The 20,612-nt window shown below is 41.6% G+C and carries 20 protein-coding genes and 1 pseudogene; 7 read left to right on the top strand and 14 right to left on the bottom strand.

Going from position 1 to position 20,612, the window contains the following annotated elements; translation table 11 throughout:
- The first annotated feature begins 294 nt into the window (after positions 1-294).
- The 3 genes from FD724_RS34290 to FD724_RS34280 all read left to right on the top strand — a co-directional run bounded on the left by FD724_RS34290 (position 295) and on the right by FD724_RS34280 (position 2,088).
- Positions 295-726 carry a hypothetical protein gene (locus FD724_RS34290; protein WP_256874687.1) on the top strand — a complete coding sequence of 144 codons (432 nt, stop codon included), beginning with the start codon at positions 295-297 and terminating at the stop codon, positions 724-726.
- Between the two features lie 197 nt (positions 727-923).
- A complete protein-coding gene (locus tag FD724_RS34285) occupies positions 924-1,688 on the top strand; it encodes a formylglycine-generating enzyme family protein (RefSeq protein ID WP_306297115.1) in 765 nt (254 codons plus the stop codon).
- Between the two features lie 73 nt (positions 1,689-1,761).
- Positions 1,762-2,088 carry a helix-turn-helix domain-containing protein gene (locus FD724_RS34280; RefSeq protein ID WP_179076152.1) on the top strand — a complete coding sequence of 109 codons (327 nt, stop codon included), beginning with the start codon at positions 1,762-1,764 and terminating at the stop codon, positions 2,086-2,088.
- 54 nt (positions 2,089-2,142) lie between these two features.
- Here the strand turns inward: FD724_RS34280 and FD724_RS34275 are convergent.
- Positions 2,143-2,947, bottom strand: a pseudogene (locus tag FD724_RS34275) (Rpn family recombination-promoting nuclease/putative transposase).
- Positions 2,948-3,163: 216 nt separating this feature from the next.
- Here FD724_RS34275 and FD724_RS34270 point away from each other — a divergent pair.
- Positions 3,164-3,520, top strand: a complete 357-nt coding sequence (locus FD724_RS34270) for a helix-turn-helix domain-containing protein (protein ID WP_179076151.1) — start codon at positions 3,164-3,166, stop codon at positions 3,518-3,520.
- A gap of 153 nt (positions 3,521-3,673) precedes the next feature.
- Here FD724_RS34270 and FD724_RS34265 read toward each other — a convergent pair whose 3' ends face one another.
- From FD724_RS34265 to FD724_RS34210, 12 genes are all read right to left on the bottom strand, one after another.
- Complete coding sequence (locus FD724_RS34265; RefSeq protein ID WP_179076150.1) at positions 3,674-6,289, bottom strand: DEAD/DEAH box helicase; 2,616 nt, start codon at positions 6,287-6,289, stop codon at positions 3,674-3,676.
- Positions 6,290-6,431: 142 nt separating this feature from the next.
- Positions 6,432-7,274: a DNA adenine methylase gene (locus FD724_RS34260; protein ID WP_179076149.1), complete on the bottom strand. Its 843-nt coding sequence runs from the start codon at positions 7,272-7,274 to the stop codon at positions 6,432-6,434.
- A complete protein-coding gene (locus FD724_RS34255) occupies positions 7,267-8,127 on the bottom strand; it encodes a HaeIII family restriction endonuclease (RefSeq protein WP_069071951.1) in 861 nt (286 codons plus the stop codon). Before FD724_RS34255 ends, FD724_RS34260 begins: the two co-directional genes overlap by 8 nt.
- A gap of 208 nt (positions 8,128-8,335) precedes the next feature.
- A complete protein-coding gene (locus FD724_RS34250; RefSeq protein WP_179076148.1) occupies positions 8,336-9,784 on the bottom strand; it encodes a hypothetical protein in 1,449 nt (482 codons plus the stop codon).
- The gene (locus FD724_RS34245; protein WP_179076147.1) at positions 9,781-10,350 is read right to left on the bottom strand and encodes a hypothetical protein; all 570 of its coding nucleotides are present in this window, start codon (positions 10,348-10,350) and stop codon (positions 9,781-9,783) included. Before FD724_RS34245 ends, FD724_RS34250 begins: the two co-directional genes overlap by 4 nt.
- Positions 10,351-10,413: 63 nt before the next feature.
- Positions 10,414-11,067: a hypothetical protein gene (locus FD724_RS34240; RefSeq protein WP_179076146.1), complete on the bottom strand. Its 654-nt coding sequence runs from the start codon at positions 11,065-11,067 to the stop codon at positions 10,414-10,416.
- The gene (locus FD724_RS34235) at positions 10,994-11,269 is read right to left on the bottom strand and encodes a hypothetical protein (protein WP_179076145.1); all 276 of its coding nucleotides are present in this window, start codon (positions 11,267-11,269) and stop codon (positions 10,994-10,996) included. The genes FD724_RS34240 and FD724_RS34235 overlap by 74 nt, the downstream gene beginning before the upstream one ends.
- A gap of 46 nt (positions 11,270-11,315) precedes the next feature.
- Positions 11,316-11,984 carry a hypothetical protein gene (locus FD724_RS34230; protein ID WP_179076144.1) on the bottom strand — a complete coding sequence of 223 codons (669 nt, stop codon included), beginning with the start codon at positions 11,982-11,984 and terminating at the stop codon, positions 11,316-11,318.
- A gap of 12 nt (positions 11,985-11,996) precedes the next feature.
- Positions 11,997-12,506, bottom strand: a complete 510-nt coding sequence (locus FD724_RS34225) for a hypothetical protein (protein ID WP_179076143.1) — start codon at positions 12,504-12,506, stop codon at positions 11,997-11,999.
- A 328-nt stretch (positions 12,507-12,834) separates the two neighbouring features.
- A complete protein-coding gene (locus tag FD724_RS34220) occupies positions 12,835-13,107 on the bottom strand; it encodes a hypothetical protein (RefSeq protein ID WP_256874686.1) in 273 nt (90 codons plus the stop codon).
- A complete protein-coding gene (locus FD724_RS34215) occupies positions 13,094-13,609 on the bottom strand; it encodes a hypothetical protein (protein ID WP_179076142.1) in 516 nt (171 codons plus the stop codon). The genes FD724_RS34220 and FD724_RS34215 overlap by 14 nt, the downstream gene beginning before the upstream one ends.
- A gap of 50 nt (positions 13,610-13,659) precedes the next feature.
- Positions 13,660-13,926, bottom strand: a complete 267-nt coding sequence (locus tag FD724_RS34210) for a hypothetical protein (RefSeq protein WP_069071944.1) — start codon at positions 13,924-13,926, stop codon at positions 13,660-13,662.
- A 213-nt stretch (positions 13,927-14,139) separates the two neighbouring features.
- Here FD724_RS34210 and FD724_RS34205 point away from each other — a divergent pair, with 213 nt between their 5' ends.
- The 3 genes from FD724_RS34205 (at position 14,140) to FD724_RS34195 (ending at position 20,430) form a co-directional block, all read left to right on the top strand.
- A complete protein-coding gene (locus FD724_RS34205; protein ID WP_179076141.1) occupies positions 14,140-14,355 on the top strand; it encodes a hypothetical protein in 216 nt (71 codons plus the stop codon).
- A gap of 358 nt (positions 14,356-14,713) precedes the next feature.
- Positions 14,714-16,399, top strand: a complete 1,686-nt coding sequence (locus tag FD724_RS34200) for a helix-turn-helix transcriptional regulator (RefSeq protein ID WP_179076140.1) — start codon at positions 14,714-14,716, stop codon at positions 16,397-16,399.
- Positions 16,400-16,872: 473 nt separating this feature from the next.
- The gene (locus FD724_RS34195) at positions 16,873-20,430 is read left to right on the top strand and encodes a PriCT-2 domain-containing protein (RefSeq protein WP_179076139.1); all 3,558 of its coding nucleotides are present in this window, start codon (positions 16,873-16,875) and stop codon (positions 20,428-20,430) included.
- Here the strand turns inward: FD724_RS34195 and FD724_RS40455 are convergent.
- Positions 20,370-20,612 (bottom strand): hypothetical protein, encoded by a 243-nt coding sequence (locus FD724_RS40455; RefSeq protein ID WP_218651554.1) that lies wholly within the window; start codon positions 20,610-20,612, stop codon positions 20,370-20,372. The genes FD724_RS34195 and FD724_RS40455 overlap by 61 nt on opposite strands.

The following is a 20,612-nucleotide window of genomic DNA, read 5'->3' as shown; positions in this document are numbered from 1 at the left end:
AGTTAAAGCAGTTATCAAAGCGATTACCTATTATCAGAAGTAATTTCGTCTCATAAAACTAGTCTAAAAAGCGTATTATTAAAAGCAATACGGAGAAAATGCTTCTAATAAGGAGAGTTACCAGAAAGTTCACTAAGTATAATTTTCATTTTTGTAGTCAACATCCGTAATCAATGTAATTTTTATTTCAAGTTAGTAATTTAATTTCACAGGAGTTAGGCTGGAATGCCCGGAAGTGGAAGGTTAGCAGACGTCGATAGAAACCTAGAGTTATGGTACGAAAATCTGGGAAGTATGGAACAAGACCTTGCTAGAACCTATGACTCGCGTGCAAAGATTGCTATCAAGCAGCAAATCCGAGATGAGATTCTTCCGCAGATTCGTAAGTATGAAGCCGAGTATTGGCAGCTTCTGGCGCAAGTTGCCCCTTCGTGTGCAGTAGAAGAAGTCGATGCGCGTAATGCCATCGTTCAAGTTGTACAGGAGGTGGAACTGATTGAAAACAAGCCCAGTGTCCGCTATCCTGATGAGTTCATGCAACTGTTACTAGAAATTCGAGACAAACTCAATGAACCAGGGGTACCTGCGGCAGCTAAGGCAAAGTTAGCTCTGCCTCTTTTACCGGGAATTTTATCTTATGAGGTGGAGCTAGATACAGAAAACGCATTAAGACAGGCATTTCAGCCTCTAAGAGGACTCTTTAAGAAAGCGCTAAAAAAAAAGTAATTAACCCCTATCCATTACCAGAACTAGCGCCAATTTCATCTTGGAGTCGGCGTAAAGTGATTCAAAGTGTTGGATTTATAGGAGTTGGTTTTGGGTTAGTGATTTTAATAAATCGTCTTACGCAGTTCCTTAATTTAATTAATTTACATAGGCGTCTGATAACAAAATTGGACTTACAGAAGTTTCAATTTGAAGTAGTGAAAGTAGATACACAAGGTAATATTACTAATCGCCAAAAGCGTCAAGTAAAATACTTCGTAGAAGATATGGGAAACGGTGTTAGTTTAGAAATGGTACAGATACCTGCTGGAACTTTCACTATGGGTTCACCTCGCAGTATAGTGCAGAATGAACCCAATGACGTAAAGGAAGAACCCCAACATCAAGTAACAATTCCTGAGTTTTTCATGAGTAAATATGAAGTAACTCAGTCACAATATCAAGCAATAATGGGCAACAATCCTTCTGTTTTTAGAGGTGAGAATCGACCTGTAGAAAATGTTACTTGGAATGATGCTGTCGAGTTTTGCAAGCGCCTTTCACGGAAAACAGGTAAAAACTACTATCGTTTACCCAGTGAAGCTGAATGGGAATATGCTTGTCGTGCAGAAACTACTACACCTTTCTATTTTGGTGAAACTGTTACTCCTGATTTAGCTAATTGTTACGGAGAAATATTTCAAACAGTCCCAGTTGGCAGATTTCCACCCAACGCTTTTGGTTTATATGATATGCACGGCAATGTTTGGGAGTGGTGCCAAGATTACCTGCATTACGATTACCAAGGTTCACCGACTAATGGAAGTGCTTGGTTAACAGGTGAAAACAGTTTACGCCGAATATTACGTGGAGGCTTCTGGGAAATTGCTCCTGGAAACTGCCGTAGTGGTCTCCGTAACCAAAGCCCATTAATACTAAAGAAAGAAAGCTTTGGTATTCGGGTAGTCTATAGCTTGAGCTGAGAGTTCTTTTCCTTCTACTCTTTTGCATTGTCTTAGTCAAGAAAAAGGACGCGGTGGCAAGGGAGAAACAACAATGACACAAGAACCAGTTTTTGAAGAAAGCAGTGGTAACGTATTCGCTGACCTCGGTTTGTCGGATGCGGATGAACTTTTTACACGGGGCAAGATAGGGATTCAGGTACTCCGCCTTTTGAAACAACGCAACCTGAAACAGCGTGAAATCAGCGAACTTCTTGGCATTCCGCAGCCGGAAGTATCTCATCTAATGAAAGGAGAGTTTCAACGGTTCAGCGAGGGCAAACTCCTCATTTTCCTCAAGCGACTTGATACAGAAATCACCTTACATCTTCGCCCTCGTCACGCGCAGGGCGAATCTACTGAAACTGTGATATCGCTATAGGACAGGATGGAAAGCAGCTTGCAGGTAACTCTATTTGGGTGGCCGCCGAGATACCTACTCTGTGCGATCATCTTGTCCTGTGTGGGTTTGAGAATTTACTACCTCTGTTGTGACTTCCTCTACCGATAAATCAACTGCTTTTGCCACTTCGGAGATGCTGTAGCCCATGCTCAAAAGGCGTGCTGCTGCTTTTAATTTGGTTTGACGTTCCAAGTCTTGGTAGATTCGTGTTTCTTCAATGTTCAGTCCCAACATGGCTTCCACCTCTTCACGGCAAAACTTACGAAAACTTGTAAACGGCGATAGTGGTAATAATATCTATTATTTCGTTTTTCGCCAGTGTTCCTGTTTCTTCTAATTGTACCCGCTCAATTAATAGACGAGCTTGCTCGGCCATCGCTTTCTCTGAGGCGATTGTCAACTGCATTAAATTGATGCCTATTGGCTGCTGATTAGGAGTGCCTAACTCATCCAGATAAATTCGCTGCACTTGGTCGCTGTTTAAAAACATTCGATGAATTCTTGTATTACTTGGTTCCAAACTGCGATTTGGGAAAATTACCACACAATACCAGTCATCGTATTGAGACTGATTCCGGTTCAAATACATCATCGACTCAGTAAAGAAGCGATGATAAAGAGCTTCGTCTTTCTGAAATTGAACTTCTGCAAAAAAGATAACTCTGGGTGTTGCACCCTCTGGAGGTAAAAAGACCCCATCAATGCGAAAGGAGGTTTCTTTCACCTCAACTGATTCAAATCGATAATTCTGCGCTTGCTGGGGACGGTCATCAACAAGTTCAAAAATTAACGCAGGAAATCGCTTAAATATTTGGTAATAAATAGAGTCGCGTTTCACTAAAACAACGGTAATTTTGCTGCTTATTCACTATTAATTCTATCGTTAATTTTTATCGTAAGTTAAATTCTTTACGTATATGCACTATTTGCTATCAGAATATAGAAGTTTATTATGAAATAATACTTATTTACATATTTATCCCCAATAAAATTTATTTTTTAATAAATTCTATTGGGGATAATGAGTTATTTTACAATTACTTAGTGTATAGATATGTGGCAAATTATAAGTGGAGCATTTGCTGTAGTAGGTGCAGTAGTTGGCATTGTAACAGAATATCAGAAGTGGACTGAGGAGAAAAAGCGTCAAGAACAACTCGCAGAAAAAGCAAAAAAACTTCCCCCTCATGCTCAAAAAACCTCTAATTCAACTACCAGTTTGCAAACGCAATCCACAATTTTAGAATTAACGCGGCACTGTAAAGAACTCACAGTGGAACAAATATCTGACACATTATTAATATCAAAGTCAACTATTCAAAAATGCTTATACGAACTTATGAAACAAGGGGTAATTGCTAGGCGAAGACGCGAATATGATAATACGTATTACTACTACTTAAACAAATAAGTATTAATACAAATTCACTATTAGTCTTCCTTTTAATTGAATGAGTAAGTTCTCAATCACTCATATCGGGCAAAGGACAGCAGTTTGACCCCAACTACACACTGAAACGGCAAACCGTTTGACTTTTGACTACGGTATCTTCGCTACAGTTAACTATCCACTAATTGGGAGATTAGTTAATTTATTAGCACGTAAGTTTTTTGCTAAGGATGCTGGGTCAAGACCATAATCTTGATAAGCTTTCATAGCAGTTTCTCTCCATTCCAAGTTAGCCTCACCAGGAAAAGTACGTTTTAGATCACGTACTACTGTGATTGCCTTTTCTGCCCAATCTTGAAATTCCTGCTGATTCCAATAACACACATCTTGTGTATGAGGTGCTGCACCACTAGTAATATTTTTACAAGGTGTAACCACAACAGGTAAGATTTCTGATTCTTTGCGAAGCGACGAAATATTTTGTTTAATCCAGTTAGGATGCGAAGCTGCTTGTCTAACTTTAGTTGCCCCTAGTGAATTTCCATGATTATTAGTTGAATGATCTTCAAATACAATACAAAAGTCATCATCAGCAATCCACCAGGGATCTGGATCAGCATCTCCGTTTGAATTTCCAGCTTGATAACCCAATAAACGCCCTAATCTTTCATGCCCATTTTCAAATGCTTTGGAGTCTTCTTGCGTGTCCTTCACTCTCCAGAGATTCTCAAGAATTAATTTTACCTCTGCTTCAAACTTTTTATCATTGAAATTGCCATATAGTGACAATTGCGATTCTAGTCCTTCAATAACAAAAGTCAACCTCAATTTATCAACTTGATTTTCGTTATTTTCTTCTAAATTTAACCTAGAGAGTTGATAGAGCCAACTAACTCCTTCAGTAGTAGAAGCAGCACGCTTAAAGAAATCACGGGCTACTCTTTCCATAGAAGCTATACCACGTTGCGCCGCTATCCAGGCTGCACTTCCAGCAAGGTAGCACCAAAAAGCTCTATATCCTTTAACATCATCTCCACTAAGCGAACTTAATACAGAACGACATTCTTCAACTGCCTTTTCAAAATTACCGCTCCAAAGTGCATTTTGATATTTAACTTCATGAGCAACAGATACCTGTAATTTTTCGATACCTGGCAGTTGAGATTGTTTTAAGCCATCTCTCAAATCTATAATATCTTTCTCTGCTTCATTCCATTCTTCTTTATGTTTGAGAAAAATTTGCAAATTCTCGATAAAATCTGATGGTTGAACATTTTTAGATTGCTCAATTCCATACTCTATCTCAGCTTGAATTTCTGGATGTAAAAATTTTCTTTTATTCTTATCTAGTAAAAAATCATTCAATTCCGATCCTAGAGCTACTACTGCGGCATAGTCGTTATCTGATCTTGTACAACGACCTACTGCCTGAACAATTCTAGTTAACACACGGTCATTAAATAGAATACTTGCTGGCATTCGTGTCACCAAGAACTTTTCTTGAAGATTTACTGCTTTTTGCAGTCCTTTTACTATTAAGAGACGACATTCATCACCTCCTAAATCAATGCCATCATACCGATTTGCAACTATAGCTACTGCTTTTTCTTCAGATATAAAAGGCTGCTTTGATTTCTCAATTTCACTAGCATTAAATATTTTATAATTAGTTGCTGTAGATATCTGTTGTGCAAGTTCAATTTCAGTAGAATTATTTGGGAGAAGTATGAGAGTTTTTGGTGTTTCTTTGATCATATCTATAGCAAGATTGAGAGCAGCTTCTTCATTAAGAGACCTTTCTGGAAAAAAGAAAAAGCGACGACCAATGCCCTGTTGATCCCATCCATCTGGAACTGGTAAACGAGTTATTTTTTCTGTACCTGCGAGCCTTTCTAGTTCTCCTCCTTCTCCTAATGTAGCAGACATATATATGCGTTGTTTAGGATTAGAAAATGGTTGATGAGTACGAGTAGGAGGTAAGACAGGACGAATTAATATAGAGTTATAGCTGCTATATATATGGCACGAAAATAAGTGATCCCTGAGAACAGACCAAGAATACTGTAACTCCGTTATATCCTTGATATGTGTATCAATTATTGTAGTTATTTCTTCAAGTCTTTCATACAGGAATGGAGTAGGTATTTTTTCGACCCATTGAATATCTCCCAAATCAGGAGAGGTAGACATCAACCTGGAGTAGTGTGCATCTAGCACAATACCACGCATAGCCGAAACTAAAGCTTTAAAAAGAGTGCTATGTTTGTGTCGCTCAATTGAAAGAGACCAATATTTTGCTATGTAATTTTCAGCAGCATGGGCATCATCAAGAATTATTATATCGGCGTTATTGAAGAAAGGATTTGTGTTAAATAAGCCACTATAAGTAGTGATAGCAATAGTTTCAGCATTTGTATACTCAGCCTTGATAGTAGGTGAATATTCAGCCCGTTTACCTGTAAAAGCATTTGCTTTTATCCCAAAAATAGTTAATGACTGCCCTACTACCTGATTCACAAGCTGAACAGTCGGACAAAGATACACTACTTTTTCATTAAAACGGGAACGCCGCCATTCTCCAATCAAAAGCCCCACGACTGTCTTACCGCTACCTGTTGGAAGTTGTAAGGCTACATCTGGTAAATTGAGATTTTCTGGCTGGCAGTATTTTCTAAGTATGTCAGCTTGGTGAGAAAGCAACCCTTTTGATTGTTTATTTTTAATATCTCGAAAAAGTGCTTCAGGGGTTTCAGCAGAAATGTGAGAATGACTAACTTTTTTGAGTGCCATGTTTTTGAGATGCTGAGTATCTGGTTATAATTTATTTTCGGATTCACCAAGAATAATTTCCTGTCTTTCCATATTATTACTAATCTTTTTAGCAAACTAATGTATCGTCATTTCTGTGAATCCGCTAGTTCTAACCTTATCCTCATACAACTTCCATAATTGTAGGCAAAATGTATGATTCAACAGGATAGTTGGTGATGAACAGTTCCTTGCCTTTGTCTGCCTTCTGCTGTTTGTAGTTGTTCATCCCGTATTGCAACTCCCATTCATAAATGTAGGCAAAGGCAAAGTTACGCCGCACTTGTTCACAGTTATCGTAAGTGATCAACCATTTGTGTGAACACTCCGACATCAGTTTGGCAAAGCGAGAATGGTCAAAACAGGTATGCAAATCACCTTTCTTACCATAAAGCTTAGATTTAGTCTTGCTGAGATAAGGTGGATCTAGAAAGATAAATACATCTTCTCCCGGTTCGGTAAGTAGGGTGCTGTAGTCGAAGTTACTCACACGGGTATTAACAAAGCAACCATTCAAAGCCGCTAGTCGCTCAATCGAAGAGTCTGTAAACCGACCTTTGAAGGAAGCACTACTATAACCGCCACTCTCAATAGTTCCTGAAAAGCTGATCCGGTTAAGAACAAAGAACCGCACACCCCGCTCTAGTGGACTCATGGTACTCGTATCTGCGACGGCGAGAGATTTAAACAAGGCGCGTCCATCTGTGTAAGAGCGTTTTACTTTCCAGACCTCCTCAACTAGCTCTCTTTGATTGGTTTTGACTTGATGCCAGAAGTAGTAGAGTTCTTGGTTGAAATCATTGACCCAGCAAGGCATACTGGGGTACTTCTGTAAAACATGAAAAAATACAGAACCTCCACCAACGAAAGGTTCACGGAATTCCTTAAATGTAGGAGGTAGATAGCGTGCAATCTGAGGAATTGCCTTTTGCTTACCGCCAGGATAGCGTAATGGACTTTTAAACATAAGGAATTATCGTAGCAGTAAGCGGATTTTTTAGTGCTGTAGTATCAAATTTTAAACCAGGAGATTTTTTCAGTTGCCCTGATGCGTTATGTAAGCGCATAGAAATTTCCCATCCGTTGTCAAAACTCAAAAAAACATACTGTTTGCTGACCGTTGCGATAACGTTAGTAGGCATCTGGATTGCAGCAAAATGTTGAATACTCAGGGTTTGCGTGTGAGTATTAACAATAATTTTGTAGTAATTTACATCACCAACAAGGTATTCAAATAAGTTGGTGCTACAAGCGTCAGCATGATTATTGATAAATTGGCTAACCAAATTACAGACTGGAGTATATAAATGCTGTTCCTTCAAACCAGGCGGTAGTTGTCTAAAGAGCGTCGCCTGCCCAACATGTTGCCTGAACTGCTGTGTAATTGCTAGGTATTCTTGTTTAAACTGCTGTATCTGTGCGCTATTTTTAGAGTAACCGCAGTGAACTGGAGTTGTCCCAGGACGTTGAGATCTGAGTGCGGCATGGTTATGTTTGAGTGACAGATTAACTGACTGTGCAGGTAAAATTAAACAAATGTCAGTAACATTTTTATTATTCTGATCTGGTAATCGATCTATCATGATTGATGGTTGCTCGGACAACTGAAATTGAGGATTCAACCACAGTAGCAGCAGCGCATTAGCCGCTAGTCTCAATTCATTTAGGAGTAATGATTTTAATTTTGTTAACTTGCTGACATCTCTAAGTTGAGCATTGTTAGCTCTAACTGTTAGGCTGACCCCTGGATGAGTTGTAATTATTACTTCCGTTATCAGGTACTCTAATACACGACCATGCACATTTGAAAGGTGTGTCATATTTGTGGAACATTATGTTTTTCCACAGAGTAACCGATGATCTGTCAAAGTAATGTGATTTGAAAGCATCGTAAAATTATGCAAAAGCAGACGCAGAAATTATGTAAGTTTTATTACTTGCTCTGCTGGGCTTCTGCGTGATACAGCCTGTTTATGGTTGCAGAACGCCCTCATGTTTGCAGGTATGCTCCTCAGCAAGCGCATAAATTTACGCATCAAAATCAATTGGCTGACCGTTAAAATGCTTGTGAATGCTTTCGGGAGTCAACCAACCAGGAATTGTCACCTTTTTATCTACTTCTGCATCCCCTTCGGAATTGTTTAAACCGTTAACTGTCGCAACTTTTAAAGGTGTCTTGCCATCGGCGGTTTTGCGGTCAATTTGAATAGTTCCTCTACTTCTACCTTTAGCAGTTCCATCACTGCCACCAACGGCGGTATTAGTGAAGAAATGGGCAATACAGACTAATCTTTCTTCAGCTTTTCTAGGGTCACTAAGAGATGCTTTAACAAACTTTTTAGCAGGTTCCTTGGTGATATCAGACTCAGAATAATTAGTGAATTCATCAACTAGTAACTGTTGCGGTTGCTTGTTGGGTTGATTATTAATTCTGTCTAACCAGCGTGAACGGGCATCATCAAAAGCAAGTCCAATCTCTTCTTCTGTTTGCGCTATCAACTGAGGGCTTAAGTATCTCCATGCGTTTCTGAGATTTTCCCCGGAGTGCGCGTCTATCAGCTGATACAAAGGCATATCAAACAGATATTCTCTGAGCATGACAATTGAAGCTGCTAGGGTTGATTTACCGCTTCCCGCTTCTCCTAGCACCCAAACGGGCTTTTGATTGTCGATAATCTTCCACAGCCAACCATCCTCATGATTCTTGAGCGCTTCGATTAAATCACTGATGAGGCGCTGGTCAGTCAAAGGATGATTGTCATTTGCGATCGCGCTCTTGGTTTTACCCTCAATCTTGCTGCGTTCCTGGTCAGCTTTCGCCCTGTCTCGCAAATTCTCAGCAATGGTTTTATCCATCACTGAATGATTAACAGCACGGGCTTTCATAAAGTCCTCTAACTGAATTCGAGCCTTAGCGCGTTCATTTTCCTCATCGGTTAGCCCCAATTCTTTACGAGAATGAACGTCTAGGTCAGTTAATCCATCTTTCAAGCGTTCAGTGTAAAGCTGGGTCGAATGCTGCTTAATTTCACGTTTGTACTTATTATGCTGCCAAGTTGCATAGTCGCCAGTCTTTTCGAGTTCGCCCAGTTCATAATCCGTGCGCTTGAGGCGTTGCGAACGAACGAGCAAACAACCCACGACACCCCATAGCCCAATAACTGCAATCCCATATCCTAGCAACTGATTAGGGTTATCTGTGGGCAAATCACGCACCCATTGAATTGCATCGCCCTTGTACGGAATGATGCTGCCATACAATCCGTAGCGTTGCCATTCTTCAGTCAGGACAAAACGCGGCTGGTTGCAAAAACGCTTATCCAAAGCTATTTGGCTGTGTACGCCGTTTGCTGACCTTGGGCAGAACTGAATCTGTGTTAAATCGTAAGGCTGGCGTGTTTGCGATGTTGCTAGCCCGATGATTGCGGCTACACCACATACACCAGCCAGCGCTAACTCGAAAACACCCTGTTTCATTCCCGCCCCTTAAAAATAATTGCAATGGAACCAATAAATAAAGCCAACGCGACTGCAATACTTACCCAAGGGTCTGATTGCGGGTTCTGTTTTTCAATGGTTTGGATATCTTGGCTAATCTGGGTGACTGTTTCTTTAGTCAAATTCTCAAAATATTGATGGTCTTTGACTGCTAACCAAGTTGTGATACCTGCAAACACCAAGCCCCCAGCAGTTTTTATAAGATTTTGCATATTATCTACCTCTAATCCATCACTGTTGTAATTAACTCTCAAGCCCGTTAGCCCAGCGAGAGAGCCAACGCTGCATATAGAAAATGAGAGCGAAATTGCCAGCCAGAGATTAACGCTACCGCCAGTTATTAAGAGATATTTAGCTATAAAGAATCCCGTAGAGTTTAGCGACCAACCGACAAAGAATCTGGTCAGTTTTTCAGTTGTATTGATAACGTCTTTGCGGTGCTGCTTGCGTGACTCTAAATGTTCTATTAAGTCTTTTGGTAACGGGGTATCTGGGGCAATTTCGCTTACTACTTCCTCTTGTGACTCTTCAATATCGTATGTCATATCTGTATTAGGTATTTCTCGAACCCGTCAGCGCTCGGCTAAAGTTAATGACGGGTTTAGTTATTAGAAACCTATTAGGGCATCCTTGATTTTTTGTACAATCGAGCGCCCAGCATATTGCTTTTTAGGTTTAAAGTCATCACGAGCGTTATCACCCATTTCTAAGTAATACTTGCCCAGTTCTCTATCATGTTGTAGGTCAATTGTTTGTTGTCTAATGTCGGTTTGCAATTCTGTCTGCAACATCTTATATTCGCCATCAACTTGCATCATGTGTTTATCCACCCACGCCTTGAGCAATAGATGGTCTGTTGATTGTTGATGGCGTAGCGCTTCTTTCTCCTTGGATGAAGTGAAATCAAGCTTCATCTCTTCTAGGATGTTAGCTAGATGAGTATCAGCTAAAATTGCTGACTGTACTGCTCTTTCAATCTTTTCGCCGCTAACACCTGCTTGTTTGTAGATGTCGCTAAGGACTATGTTTAAGTCCTCAGTCCCCTTGATAGCAGCTAACATCTGCTCTCTAACCTGTGGGGCGAATTCACTAATCTTTGCCCCGTCATTACCCATTTGGCCTATCAGCTTTAGGGCTGATTTATCACCTGTTAGCGCTCTAACTACTAAGTTAGTAGATGCGTTAAATTTAGTTTTTAATTGGCGCTCTAGGTGGCGTGATTTGGAAGTTACCAGATTCTTTAGCTTGATTGAACTTTTCACAGCGATATTCCTTTGATGGGGTAAATATTTGGTTGCAGTGATACTCCATTCGCCTTACATATTGCTCAATATTTGACTTTCGTTTGAGATATTGCTGATAGCTTGATTGCTCTAGCATTGGCAGATATACCCAGCTATACAAGGGTAAAATCACAGCACCGAGCGCACCCAAACTAACAGCAATTCTTGAGAAGTAGCTCATTCTCACCCACCGAATACCCAAGCACTCAAGCAGCGTCAAGTTATCGCTATTGAGCCGCCTTGAGCCTTGCGAGGATTGAGAATTGGGTGCTTTTAATGTTTTGGCGGATGACTCCCATATCCGCTTTGATGTCTCCTGAGAAGTTGTTAACCTTTTGGTTCAATCTAGAAGCTCTGTTGGTTACGTGTTCTCGCAAGTCTTGGGCGTTAGTCTCAAATGATTGCTCAATGACATCAAATTTCTGATCAACGTAGTTCTTGATTGCAGCCGTTACAGTACTGATGAATTGGCTGTAGTCGGTAAAAGTGTCGTCAACATTAAGAGCGATACTTAATGTTTCTTGTTCGGTTAACTCAAACCCCAGCGCCGATGATTGGGCTGTTACAAAGGAACGCTTATCTTCACTAGTTACAGTGATGCTGTTAATCTCTTGGGAAGCGACCGTAAGCTGACTGTTATCAAGTTCAGCGTCAGGTTGTGCATCTTCTGCCCCTACTAGAAACGTTTCTTCAACGGGTTCATCAATTACAGATAATTGGCTTGTCGATTTGACTTTGAGATAATCAACGGCTTGACTCAATTGGTCTTTGGTGGGATTGTCAAGGTCATCGCACTCGACAGCGATCGCAGCCAAAGTGTAATCATCTTTAGTGAATCCTTGATAACCCTGTTTGTACAAACGAGCGCGGACATTGTTAGTAAACTTGTCAGACATGGTGATTGCTCCTTATAGGGCTAGTGTTAAAACTTCGGTGGTTGCAGATTTCACACTTGGGGGTCGTCTGTTGATTGCCCATTTAGCAGCAACAAACGCAACAAGGGCTAAATCTTTGCTGTGATGCCCCTCCTTAGCGCTCAAAGAAAGGCCAGCGCGTTCAAACCAGTAATAACGAGTACTGCGCGGTACGTCAGAAAGATTGATTTTGAGATAGTCTGCAAGAATTTCTAAAAACTGTCTGCCTGAGTAGTGAGCATCTAACTCATAGAAATGTCTAAATGCTTGCCAGCGTTCCGTAAACCCCTCACCACGACCCGTAAAACTGCCGTAGCGCCGTTTTAATCCAGCGAAACCTTCAACTATCTTTTGAGCATCAACTGCCTGTACTTCAAAACTGAAGTGTTGCTTTAAGGTTGCTACCACTCGATACCAAGTGATATCAGCAATCTGTTTGTTTAACTCGCGCTCGTAAATCTGTTTCAACTGGCGATACTTAGCTATATACTCTTTCGTCGCCACATTTTCTCCTGGTTAATGCTTAAGTGTGTATAAAATTAACTGCCATTCCAGACAAGTACAAGGTATTTGATGTATGTAATTAGCTGAATCCAGTTATTTGATATGAGCAGTTAGCTGACGACTATCAATAACCTTGGAAAATAAATCTGACAAATCACGAAGAACTTACTTTTCCGAGGCTATAACCACGTAATAACAAGGTTTGTCAGCTTTTAAGACTTACTGACACTTTCTCGTTTACCCCCGCGAATACGCCCCTTTTGGACTAGTTGACGCGCTTGTACCAAAGCCTTTGTCCGCGACGCGCGGTAATAGATGTTACCAAGGGTTAGAACAAACTCAACTGTATTGAGTTGTTAGTTATCTCTGCTGTGTGCTGTTTATATAAGCTCGGCACTTCGTAGCAGCGTCTTAGCACCTTGTCACGATTGAGCTTTAAGTCAGCGCTCTTAGACTGACGCGGTAAAGGACGGAAATAATATTGTGTGTGTCTGATACTGTCATTGCTATAGAGATAGCGATAGAGAGCGCCATCAATGCTGTAGGTTTTGGACTTGCTTAGGAGGGTTACGCATCCTACAAGCTGTTTATCGATCATCATTCTTGTCTCCCGCAACACACGCGCCTGTCAAGCTTGCACCCAAGAAAACCGCAATTGATGCGATCGCGCTTCCTTCAAAAATTTTGGCGTTGTAAATCCATGTGGGTTGATATTCCTCACCTCTGCCTTCTTCAATCCGGTCAAAGCCGTGACAAAAGATAGAACCAACTACCATAAAACTAGTAGTTACCAAGCTCACAATTGCTACTGATGACGCTCCATTAAGTATGAATGAGTAAATCTTTTCACGCCAAGTTTTCACACGGAGAATATGCATTACTGGCTTTTGTTCTAGATATGAATGCCACTCTGAATTAGTAAAATTCAAGGGATTGGAATCATAGGGAACGTGAAAATCAAGTAGTTCGCCTACTGCTTGGATTGCGTCGCCTAGCATCACATCTGGGGAGTATTCCAGTTGGCTGAATTCCTCAGAATCTCGAATTTCTCTGAGCCAGCGATCTATTGCTTCTAACCTTCGTAATTGATTTTGATTAAGCATTGTTCTCTCAAAAGGTAGTTCGTTGATTGCTTCTATCGGTGGTGGGTAGCTTACAATCTGCTAATTGGTTCATCAAAAGTGAAATCTTCTGCTGGTAAAGATATTTGCGTAACTACTGTGGGCACTGATTTTGCCAAAGAATCGCGTTCATCTATATCAAAGGCTGGTAAAACTTCCCAAGTAGCTTCTAAATGCCTGCCGTACCTGGAAAACATCACATTAATTAGCTCTGTTAAACTTGCTAATTTGGTAGTTTTCAAAAGATGTTCGCCCTTTTCCAGCGCCGCACCCCTAATCACAACTCGCGCTTGAGCCATATTTTTGAGTCCTTAAGTAAGACATTTGCAGACATAACTGTGAGCATGGTTGCAATCAGATGCCCATGCCAAAAAATAAGATTGGACGCAATTGGGTTTTTTTTGGTCTTCTAAAAAATTTGCAGACTTTCTGCGTCCTATAAGTTACTATATCACTATATCGCAATGTCGCAACATCGATACAAAAGAGATTCAAAGAGGAGGCATGGAATAATGGAGCAGGAGTTGCTACATCAGCACATTGCTACTGTGACAGATAAGAAAAAAGATCCTAACTACGGCTTGGTAAGAGGGTTGGTACCACAAGACCTACTCAAAAAATTCAAAATTTATTGTGTAGAAAATGGTGTCGATAACAGTCAGGGGCTGGAGAACCTATTGCGCCAGTATTTCGAGTGGAAAGACCAGGAAGGCAAGGAGGATAAATGAACACTGACATCAACCCACTTTTAGTGCCATCCCTGCTATTACTAAAGCGATCGCCTCAGCCCAACTGTCCCCCTATTTCTTTTAGAAGGGAAATAGGGGACTGCAAAATAATGACTTTTAGGCATTCAGTCAACGCTGAACAACCTTGTATTTACAAAACCTATCAAACCAAGCTTTCAAGCGGAGGCAGCAAATCTGGCTCAAACAACGGCTTGAAATAGCTGACACACATAATTAACAGAAAAAACTTTTCCTTGCTGGCATTAAATGGCGGTTAACTGATACACCAATCAAAAAATCCGCCTGCTATTGCCCATGCAGTCCTAGCCGATAAATTTCATTCGATTAGAGTTATCTTATGGCAGCGAATGATTTAAATCCTCAACTTCCATTAATAGTAAATCTCAACTTGATTAATCAAGAAGGCCAGGAAAACATTGACCTCAGTAAATTAATCATAGAAATTGATTCAACTCTATTTCCTAACCAGGAACAATTTCTAAAAGCTTTACGCAGTCATTTGTTACAGTCTTTCAAAGAAGTTCCTGTAACAACTTCCATCAATCTGAGAAAGATAGAAAACAATTTTTTTGAAAATGCCGAAGATGAATTATATCCTCCGGCTACCAAATCTCAAACGGAGAAAAGTAAAAATAGTAGTCAGGAAAACAGAAGTTATTTTGAAACTCCAGCTAATTCTATCCCCAATCCTTCAATCACAGTTAGACAATCAAAATTATTTAAGTCCCAAGACTTTGAAGCTATTCCAACAGCAGCACTTATGTTTTCCAGTATTGACTCTCAAATCAAAAAAGAATTGTGGAAGCAAAATGAAGATGGCATAGCCTACTTACAACATAGAGCTAAGGGCGATTCCCAAAACTTCATTGAGCATTATATTGCCAACCCCGGTGATATTTCCATGCTCCCTTGGGATGAAGCACTACAAATCATTGATAAATTTGGGTTTAACAGCGCAAAACTGCACTTAATCTTTGCTGCCTATGCAATGAAACAGGAAAGACCGTGGGAAAGCTTATTTATTCTCAATGCCAGCGACTTGATAAAAGATATGGGTTGGGATCAGCGAACAGATTTACCCAAACATAAAAAACTCTCAGAAATAGCCAAAACTGCGTTTGCATTAGATTGTTTGTTAGTTAAAGCAGTATGGATAGAAGGTAGGAACAAAAAAGGTGGAATAAATGCTAGTACCCCTGTAGGCCGAATGTGGAACATTACAGTTGTGCCTTATGGTCAGATAAATTTGCAAGGAAAAATAGAAGAGCCTAATGAAGTTCAGTTAATTATTCAACCTGGTGCTTGGACTCAACATTTTTTGAACAGAGCCGGAGCAAAATCAAGGGACGCTTTATATCAGTTTGGCTACTTAGCCCAACAAGTTTTGAAAATTGATCCCTACCATGATGAACTCGCACTCAGGCTGGCTATATATCTAACATTAGATAGTCGAATTCGCCTTGATGGAAATTACAAACTACAGGAGCTATTAGAAATTGCATTCGCCAAGCCGATTATAGATAAAGCTCGATTAGATCGCCGCCGAGCCTATGACTTAAAACAGCACTGGGATAGTGCCATAAAGCTACTACTAAAACTGGGCTGGCAGATTGCATTTGACCCCGAAACTTACCCCGAAGAGCTAAGACCAGACTCCAAGCATAAGAAACCTAAAGGCTACCTTGATAAGCTGTTGGATGCAAAACTCACCATCAAACCCCCAACCCCTATCCCGGAACTTATAGCATCCAAGTCCAAACTCACGGTTGAACGATCGCAATTGAAAGTTAAATCCAAAGTCGAACAGTTACAGCCCAAAGCCAAGCCCACACAGGAACAACAGATCAGCTTGACTAGCAGTCAAGTTAAAGAAGCACGTATTGCTAAAGGCTGGTCGCAAGCGAAACTGGCTGGTTTTCTCGGCGTATCTCAAAACCTTATTTCCCTGATTGAACGGGGTGAGCGCACCTTCAATCTACAGCTAGCCACCCAGATCCAAACGCTTCTAGATATACAAGACTAAGTATTATTACTCTAAATTTCCCAACTACGAGTTGATGATCGGCTGTGGTTGGCTGGTTTTCTGTTGCAGTCTTGTTTTAAAAAAAATAATTCAAAAAATTGGCTTTAAAGCCCTGCCCTGTAAGGCTTTGGTTCTTAAAACAAAGGCTCTAGAATCCCCGGACAAAAACTCTAGAATCCCCGGACAAAAACTCTAGAATCCCCGGACAATCCATTTTTGAAATCCTTGCTGCATAAGGGTTGTAGCCCCTTAAAACAGCCCTGATTAATTAGATTAATTAGATCAGTTTTGCCTAGTGGTTTTGCCCAATCTGGCATTATTTCTTGATGTCCAAAAATGTCAAAAACTTTTTTGGCTACTGAAAACCTTAAGCTGCCCTCAAACCTTACTTCCCACAATAAGCACCCTGGCGTGTACCAACAGAGGAGGTAATGGCTGATAAGCGGCGGTTTCCTAGAAGGAGTGACTAATAAATGACAAACCCCGTAGTTGAGAGCAGAAGAACGGCACTATCAGGGAAAAAATCTATTTACGATAGCGCGTTTTTACCCCCAGTCATACCTAGTAATAAAATCAAGTTTGCGTTTAATGCCACAGGCAGAAACAAAGACTGGGACTTTAAAAAGCTGGCCGGTAACTTCATTGATGTAGAGGGCACTCTAGCCGATGTCCAGGAACATATTAAAGCAGGTCACGCTATCTGTGCTGGGTTATTGGGTGGTAAATGGCGCAGTAAGGCCAATATTATTGGTTCTCACTGGCTACTAATTGACATCGATAATTCCGATGTCGCCCGTGATGCTTATGACAAGCCGATTAAAGACGAAAACGGGAATTATATCAAAGTTTACGATCACCAATTAACCATAGAAGAAGCCCTAGCCCATCCCTTCATTAAAAAACACTGTGCTTTAATTTACACCACAGCCAGTCATAAACCAGAGTGGCACAAATTCCGGTTGGTTTTCCTTCTGCCCGAATATGTCCAAGGCGCTGATACTGTAGAAGCTTGTACACGCTTCCTCATGCAGCAGTTGCCCCATGACCCAGCTTGTAAAGACGCAAGCCGTGTTTTCTACGGCAGCACAGAGGCAGAATTCCCGCTAGTCAACCCTGAAGCCACTTTACCAGCAGAATGGATTCAGGAAGCTGTAGCGATCGCGCAACAGGAACGTATTGAGTATCAGCTACGAATCCAGGAAATTGAGTCACGGCGTAAAGAATGGCGTGAGATTTCCCTCACTGAAGGCTGGGACATTGACCAGCTAATCCAGAACGCGCTTTCATTCATCCCACCACGTACCCCAGGAAGCGGTAACTACGACGAATGCCGTCAGGTGTTGATGGCACTGGTTAACCATTATGGGGCAACGGATGCGGAAATTATAGCAGAACAGTGGTCGCCCAGTATCAAGGGTTCAACTTGGAACATCCACGCTAAGATTCGCAGTTTTCGCCGTGGGGGAATTACGATCGGCACACTGTTTCACATTGCAAAACAGTATGGCTTTCGGTTTCCACAACGGCAGTATGAACCCAACCTCGGCAACAAAGGAGTAATTAGCCGTGAAGAGTGGGAGCTTGGGCGAGTTAGAGAGGACTTGAGCAGCTTCCAAAATTTATTAAAGCAAGCGTTGTTTACCGCCGTAGGCATCGCTCCATTTAGTTCGATATTTAAAGGATTTAAAGCCCCACCACAACCATTGCCCTTACCCGAAATTGACACGCCTTCGCCCAATGTAATTATTTACAAGCCCGGCAATATCCCGTACATAACTGAAGTTACAGGCAATATCTCTATCTCCTGCCAGCCAGAAGAACATATTACCGCTTGGGTGGAAGCTGTTTCTAAAGGCTGGACGCAAATCTTAGATAATTCCCACCCAGGACTAGGTAAGTCTTACAACGCAGGGCAACTGACAGCGGCCTTATTTGGCGTTGATAAACTAATTTACCAGGATGCCAACCACAGAAACCCATCCACACTACCCATTGAGACGAATTTTGTTGACCTGCCAGTGCGACACAACGGCTTTAAACTTGACCCCACCCGCAAAACTCCTACAGGTGAGGATTTTAAACTGTGGACTAAAGCGGGTGAGACTGCTGACACTGATGGCAATTGTCACAGAACTTACTTATTTAACGCCTTCCGCAACAAGAATTTTAGCAGCCTTGATTTTGAAGAGAGCGGTATTAGTCCCATCTGTGGCGGTTGTTCCCTTAAAAATCAGTGCCGTTTCGCTAGTGGTGATGGTTTTGGCTTCCGCTTTCAAAAACGCAGTGCAATTCAAAATTATTCCGAACTCAGAGCGCACCCAGACTCTACCCCTGTCACCTTAACTAATGCTGCTGACCAAACTTTCACCGTTGGGCGTTTATGGGAAGAAGCTGGCACACTCATCAAGCCCGTGCGTTCGGTTGATGTGAACCGAGGCGATTTTGAAACTACTGTCGGCAAGCTGCTACTGTTAGAACCAAATCTTCTATCACAGCTGCAACCTGCACTAAAAGTTTTACACCAACTGCTTACTCAGCAAATTAAACCTACTGACCGCTACGGCTTTGATGATGCCAGCATCCGTGCGCTGCTGCCCCCTTTCCCCACAGGCTTAGATATCGAAGCGATTCGCCAAACCTCAGAACCTGATTTAACTTTCTTAGAAGACTTGGACTCAATTGATATTACCCAAGATAAACAACTCAAAAAAAGTTCTGCCGCTCGTTATGCTGCCAAAAAGGTAGTTAAAGACAGCGCACGAACGGCAGGCAGGGAGTTTCTTGACTTGCCTAATTACTGGTTGCCTGACTTTCTGGAAGCTTGGAAAGGTGATGGTAGTTTTCAGTCTCAATGGGGTGTACTCAGCATTTACCGCCGAAATCCCAAGCATACTGAATTGGCCAATTCTGCCAAATTTAATATTTACCTTGATGCCACTTTCAAATCTCAACAGTTGAAATTGAAACTGGGGATCAATGATCCTGTGTTAATCATTGAGCAACAACGCCCAGACTACGACAATTTAAAAGTCGTCAACGTTACTGGGCTGGGTAAATTGCCTAAAAATCGCTCCCTCCCACTTAGCGCTCGTGTTAATGCCCTCAAAGAAACCTTGAAAAAACTCTGCCCCAACCTTGGCATTATCGATTGGAAACAGATTGCATCCCAAACCGAGGGCCGCACAGAATACGGTCACTTTGTCGATGGGCGTGGTGTTAATCGGTTTAGTGACGTTGCAGCGATCGCAAGTTTTGGCATTCCTTACCAAAACATCGGTGTTTTAGCCGCACAATATCAGGTGATGACTGGTGAACCAGTCAACCTGGAAGATAAAAACAGCGCTTTCCAAAAGTATCTCACAGACCTGATCCGTGCAGAAATCATCCAAGAGATTGGGCGATTACGCGCTCATCGTCGCCCCAATGTGGAGCTAACATTCTACTTCTGCGCTGACTATGATCTCAGTTTCCTCGATCGTGAATTACCAGGAGTCAAATTAGAAAGCGTTGATGCCTGCTCTCTATGCACCGAAGCGGGTAGCCGAGATCAGCAGACCGGACACGCCATCGTCAAAGCGTTCACCCAGCTTTGGCAGTCACACCAGAAAATTGGACAAAAGGCGATCGCCAAAATCATAGACACTACCCAAGGATGGGTAAGCCGATTTACCCAACGCTGGGGGGGCTGGCAGCACTTTAAAAAATTATTACTCTTGCTATTAGATAGTCTTAATAGCGGTAGTAATAAAAATTTGGCTGACTTAGACGAGGATGAAAAGTGGTTAGCCCGTACATACTTCCCGATGTTGATTGCTGAATCGGAGTCATCACCAGATCACCTGTTAGAGGGGGTGGCGGAAGTTGCCGAAGTTTTTAGTACTAGGGCGATGCGGCGAGTTTTGAATTTCTGCACGCCCCAAGTTAGGGCTGACTTGCTGATGACTTTCTTTCGTTGTTTGCCCACTGAAGTTTACTCAATTTCAGTTTCTGAAATCTCTGCATCACTCGCAGAACCTGCGCTATCACCTTGAACAGTCATAAGAACTGATTCCAGACGATAACCTGCTTCCCGGATGTAATATCCAGCTGCACCCACGTCTTCAAATACGCTGTCAAATTGGGGATGAGTTGACGGAAAAATCTTTCTCAGGCGTTCGCTGATTCCTGAAAGTTCTTGCTGAATTGCGATTAGTTCTTGAGTATCATCGTCCAT

Origin of the sequence: Nostoc sp. C057, from assembly GCF_013393925.1 — a bacterium.
Lineage (GTDB): Bacteria > Cyanobacteriota > Cyanobacteriia > Cyanobacteriales > Nostocaceae > Nostoc > Nostoc muscorum_A.
Note: the sequence above shows the minus strand (reverse complement) of the source record. Positions and strands in the feature narration are given on the sequence as shown.

What these genes read in the sequence shown, in the direction of transcription:
- FD724_RS34290 (WP_256874687.1), top strand. Translation starts at nt 295, where the DNA reads ATGGAACAAGACCTTGCTAGAACCTATGACTCGCGTGCAAAGATTGCT.
- FD724_RS34280 (WP_179076152.1), top strand. Translation starts at nt 1,762, where the DNA reads ATGACACAAGAACCAGTTTTTGAAGAAAGCAGTGGTAACGTATTCGCT.
- FD724_RS34270 (WP_179076151.1), top strand. Translation starts at nt 3,164, where the DNA reads ATGTGGCAAATTATAAGTGGAGCATTTGCTGTAGTAGGTGCAGTAGTT.
- FD724_RS34265 (WP_179076150.1), bottom strand. Translation starts at nt 6,289, where the DNA reads ATGGCACTCAAAAAAGTTAGTCATTCTCACATTTCTGCTGAAACCCCT.
- FD724_RS34260 (WP_179076149.1), bottom strand. Translation starts at nt 7,274, where the DNA reads ATGTTTAAAAGTCCATTACGCTATCCTGGCGGTAAGCAAAAGGCAATT.
- FD724_RS34255 (WP_069071951.1), bottom strand. Translation starts at nt 8,127, where the DNA reads ATGACACACCTTTCAAATGTGCATGGTCGTGTATTAGAGTACCTGATA.
- FD724_RS34250 (WP_179076148.1), bottom strand. Translation starts at nt 9,784, where the DNA reads ATGAAACAGGGTGTTTTCGAGTTAGCGCTGGCTGGTGTATGTGGTGTA.
- FD724_RS34245 (WP_179076147.1), bottom strand. Translation starts at nt 10,350, where the DNA reads ATGACATACGATATTGAAGAGTCACAAGAGGAAGTAGTAAGCGAAATT.
- FD724_RS34235 (WP_179076145.1), bottom strand. Translation starts at nt 11,269, where the DNA reads ATGAGCTACTTCTCAAGAATTGCTGTTAGTTTGGGTGCGCTCGGTGCT.
- FD724_RS34230 (WP_179076144.1), bottom strand. Translation starts at nt 11,984, where the DNA reads ATGTCTGACAAGTTTACTAACAATGTCCGCGCTCGTTTGTACAAACAG.
- FD724_RS34220 (WP_256874686.1), bottom strand. Translation starts at nt 13,107, where the DNA reads ATGATGATCGATAAACAGCTTGTAGGATGCGTAACCCTCCTAAGCAAG.
- FD724_RS34215 (WP_179076142.1), bottom strand. Translation starts at nt 13,609, where the DNA reads ATGCTTAATCAAAATCAATTACGAAGGTTAGAAGCAATAGATCGCTGG.
- FD724_RS34210 (WP_069071944.1), bottom strand. Translation starts at nt 13,926, where the DNA reads ATGGCTCAAGCGCGAGTTGTGATTAGGGGTGCGGCGCTGGAAAAGGGC.
- FD724_RS34205 (WP_179076141.1), top strand. Translation starts at nt 14,140, where the DNA reads ATGGAGCAGGAGTTGCTACATCAGCACATTGCTACTGTGACAGATAAG.
- FD724_RS34200 (WP_179076140.1), top strand. Translation starts at nt 14,714, where the DNA reads ATGGCAGCGAATGATTTAAATCCTCAACTTCCATTAATAGTAAATCTC.
- FD724_RS34195 (WP_179076139.1), top strand. Translation starts at nt 16,873, where the DNA reads ATGACAAACCCCGTAGTTGAGAGCAGAAGAACGGCACTATCAGGGAAA.
- FD724_RS40455 (WP_218651554.1), bottom strand. Translation starts at nt 20,612, where the DNA reads ATGGACGATGATACTCAAGAACTAATCGCAATTCAGCAAGAACTTTCA.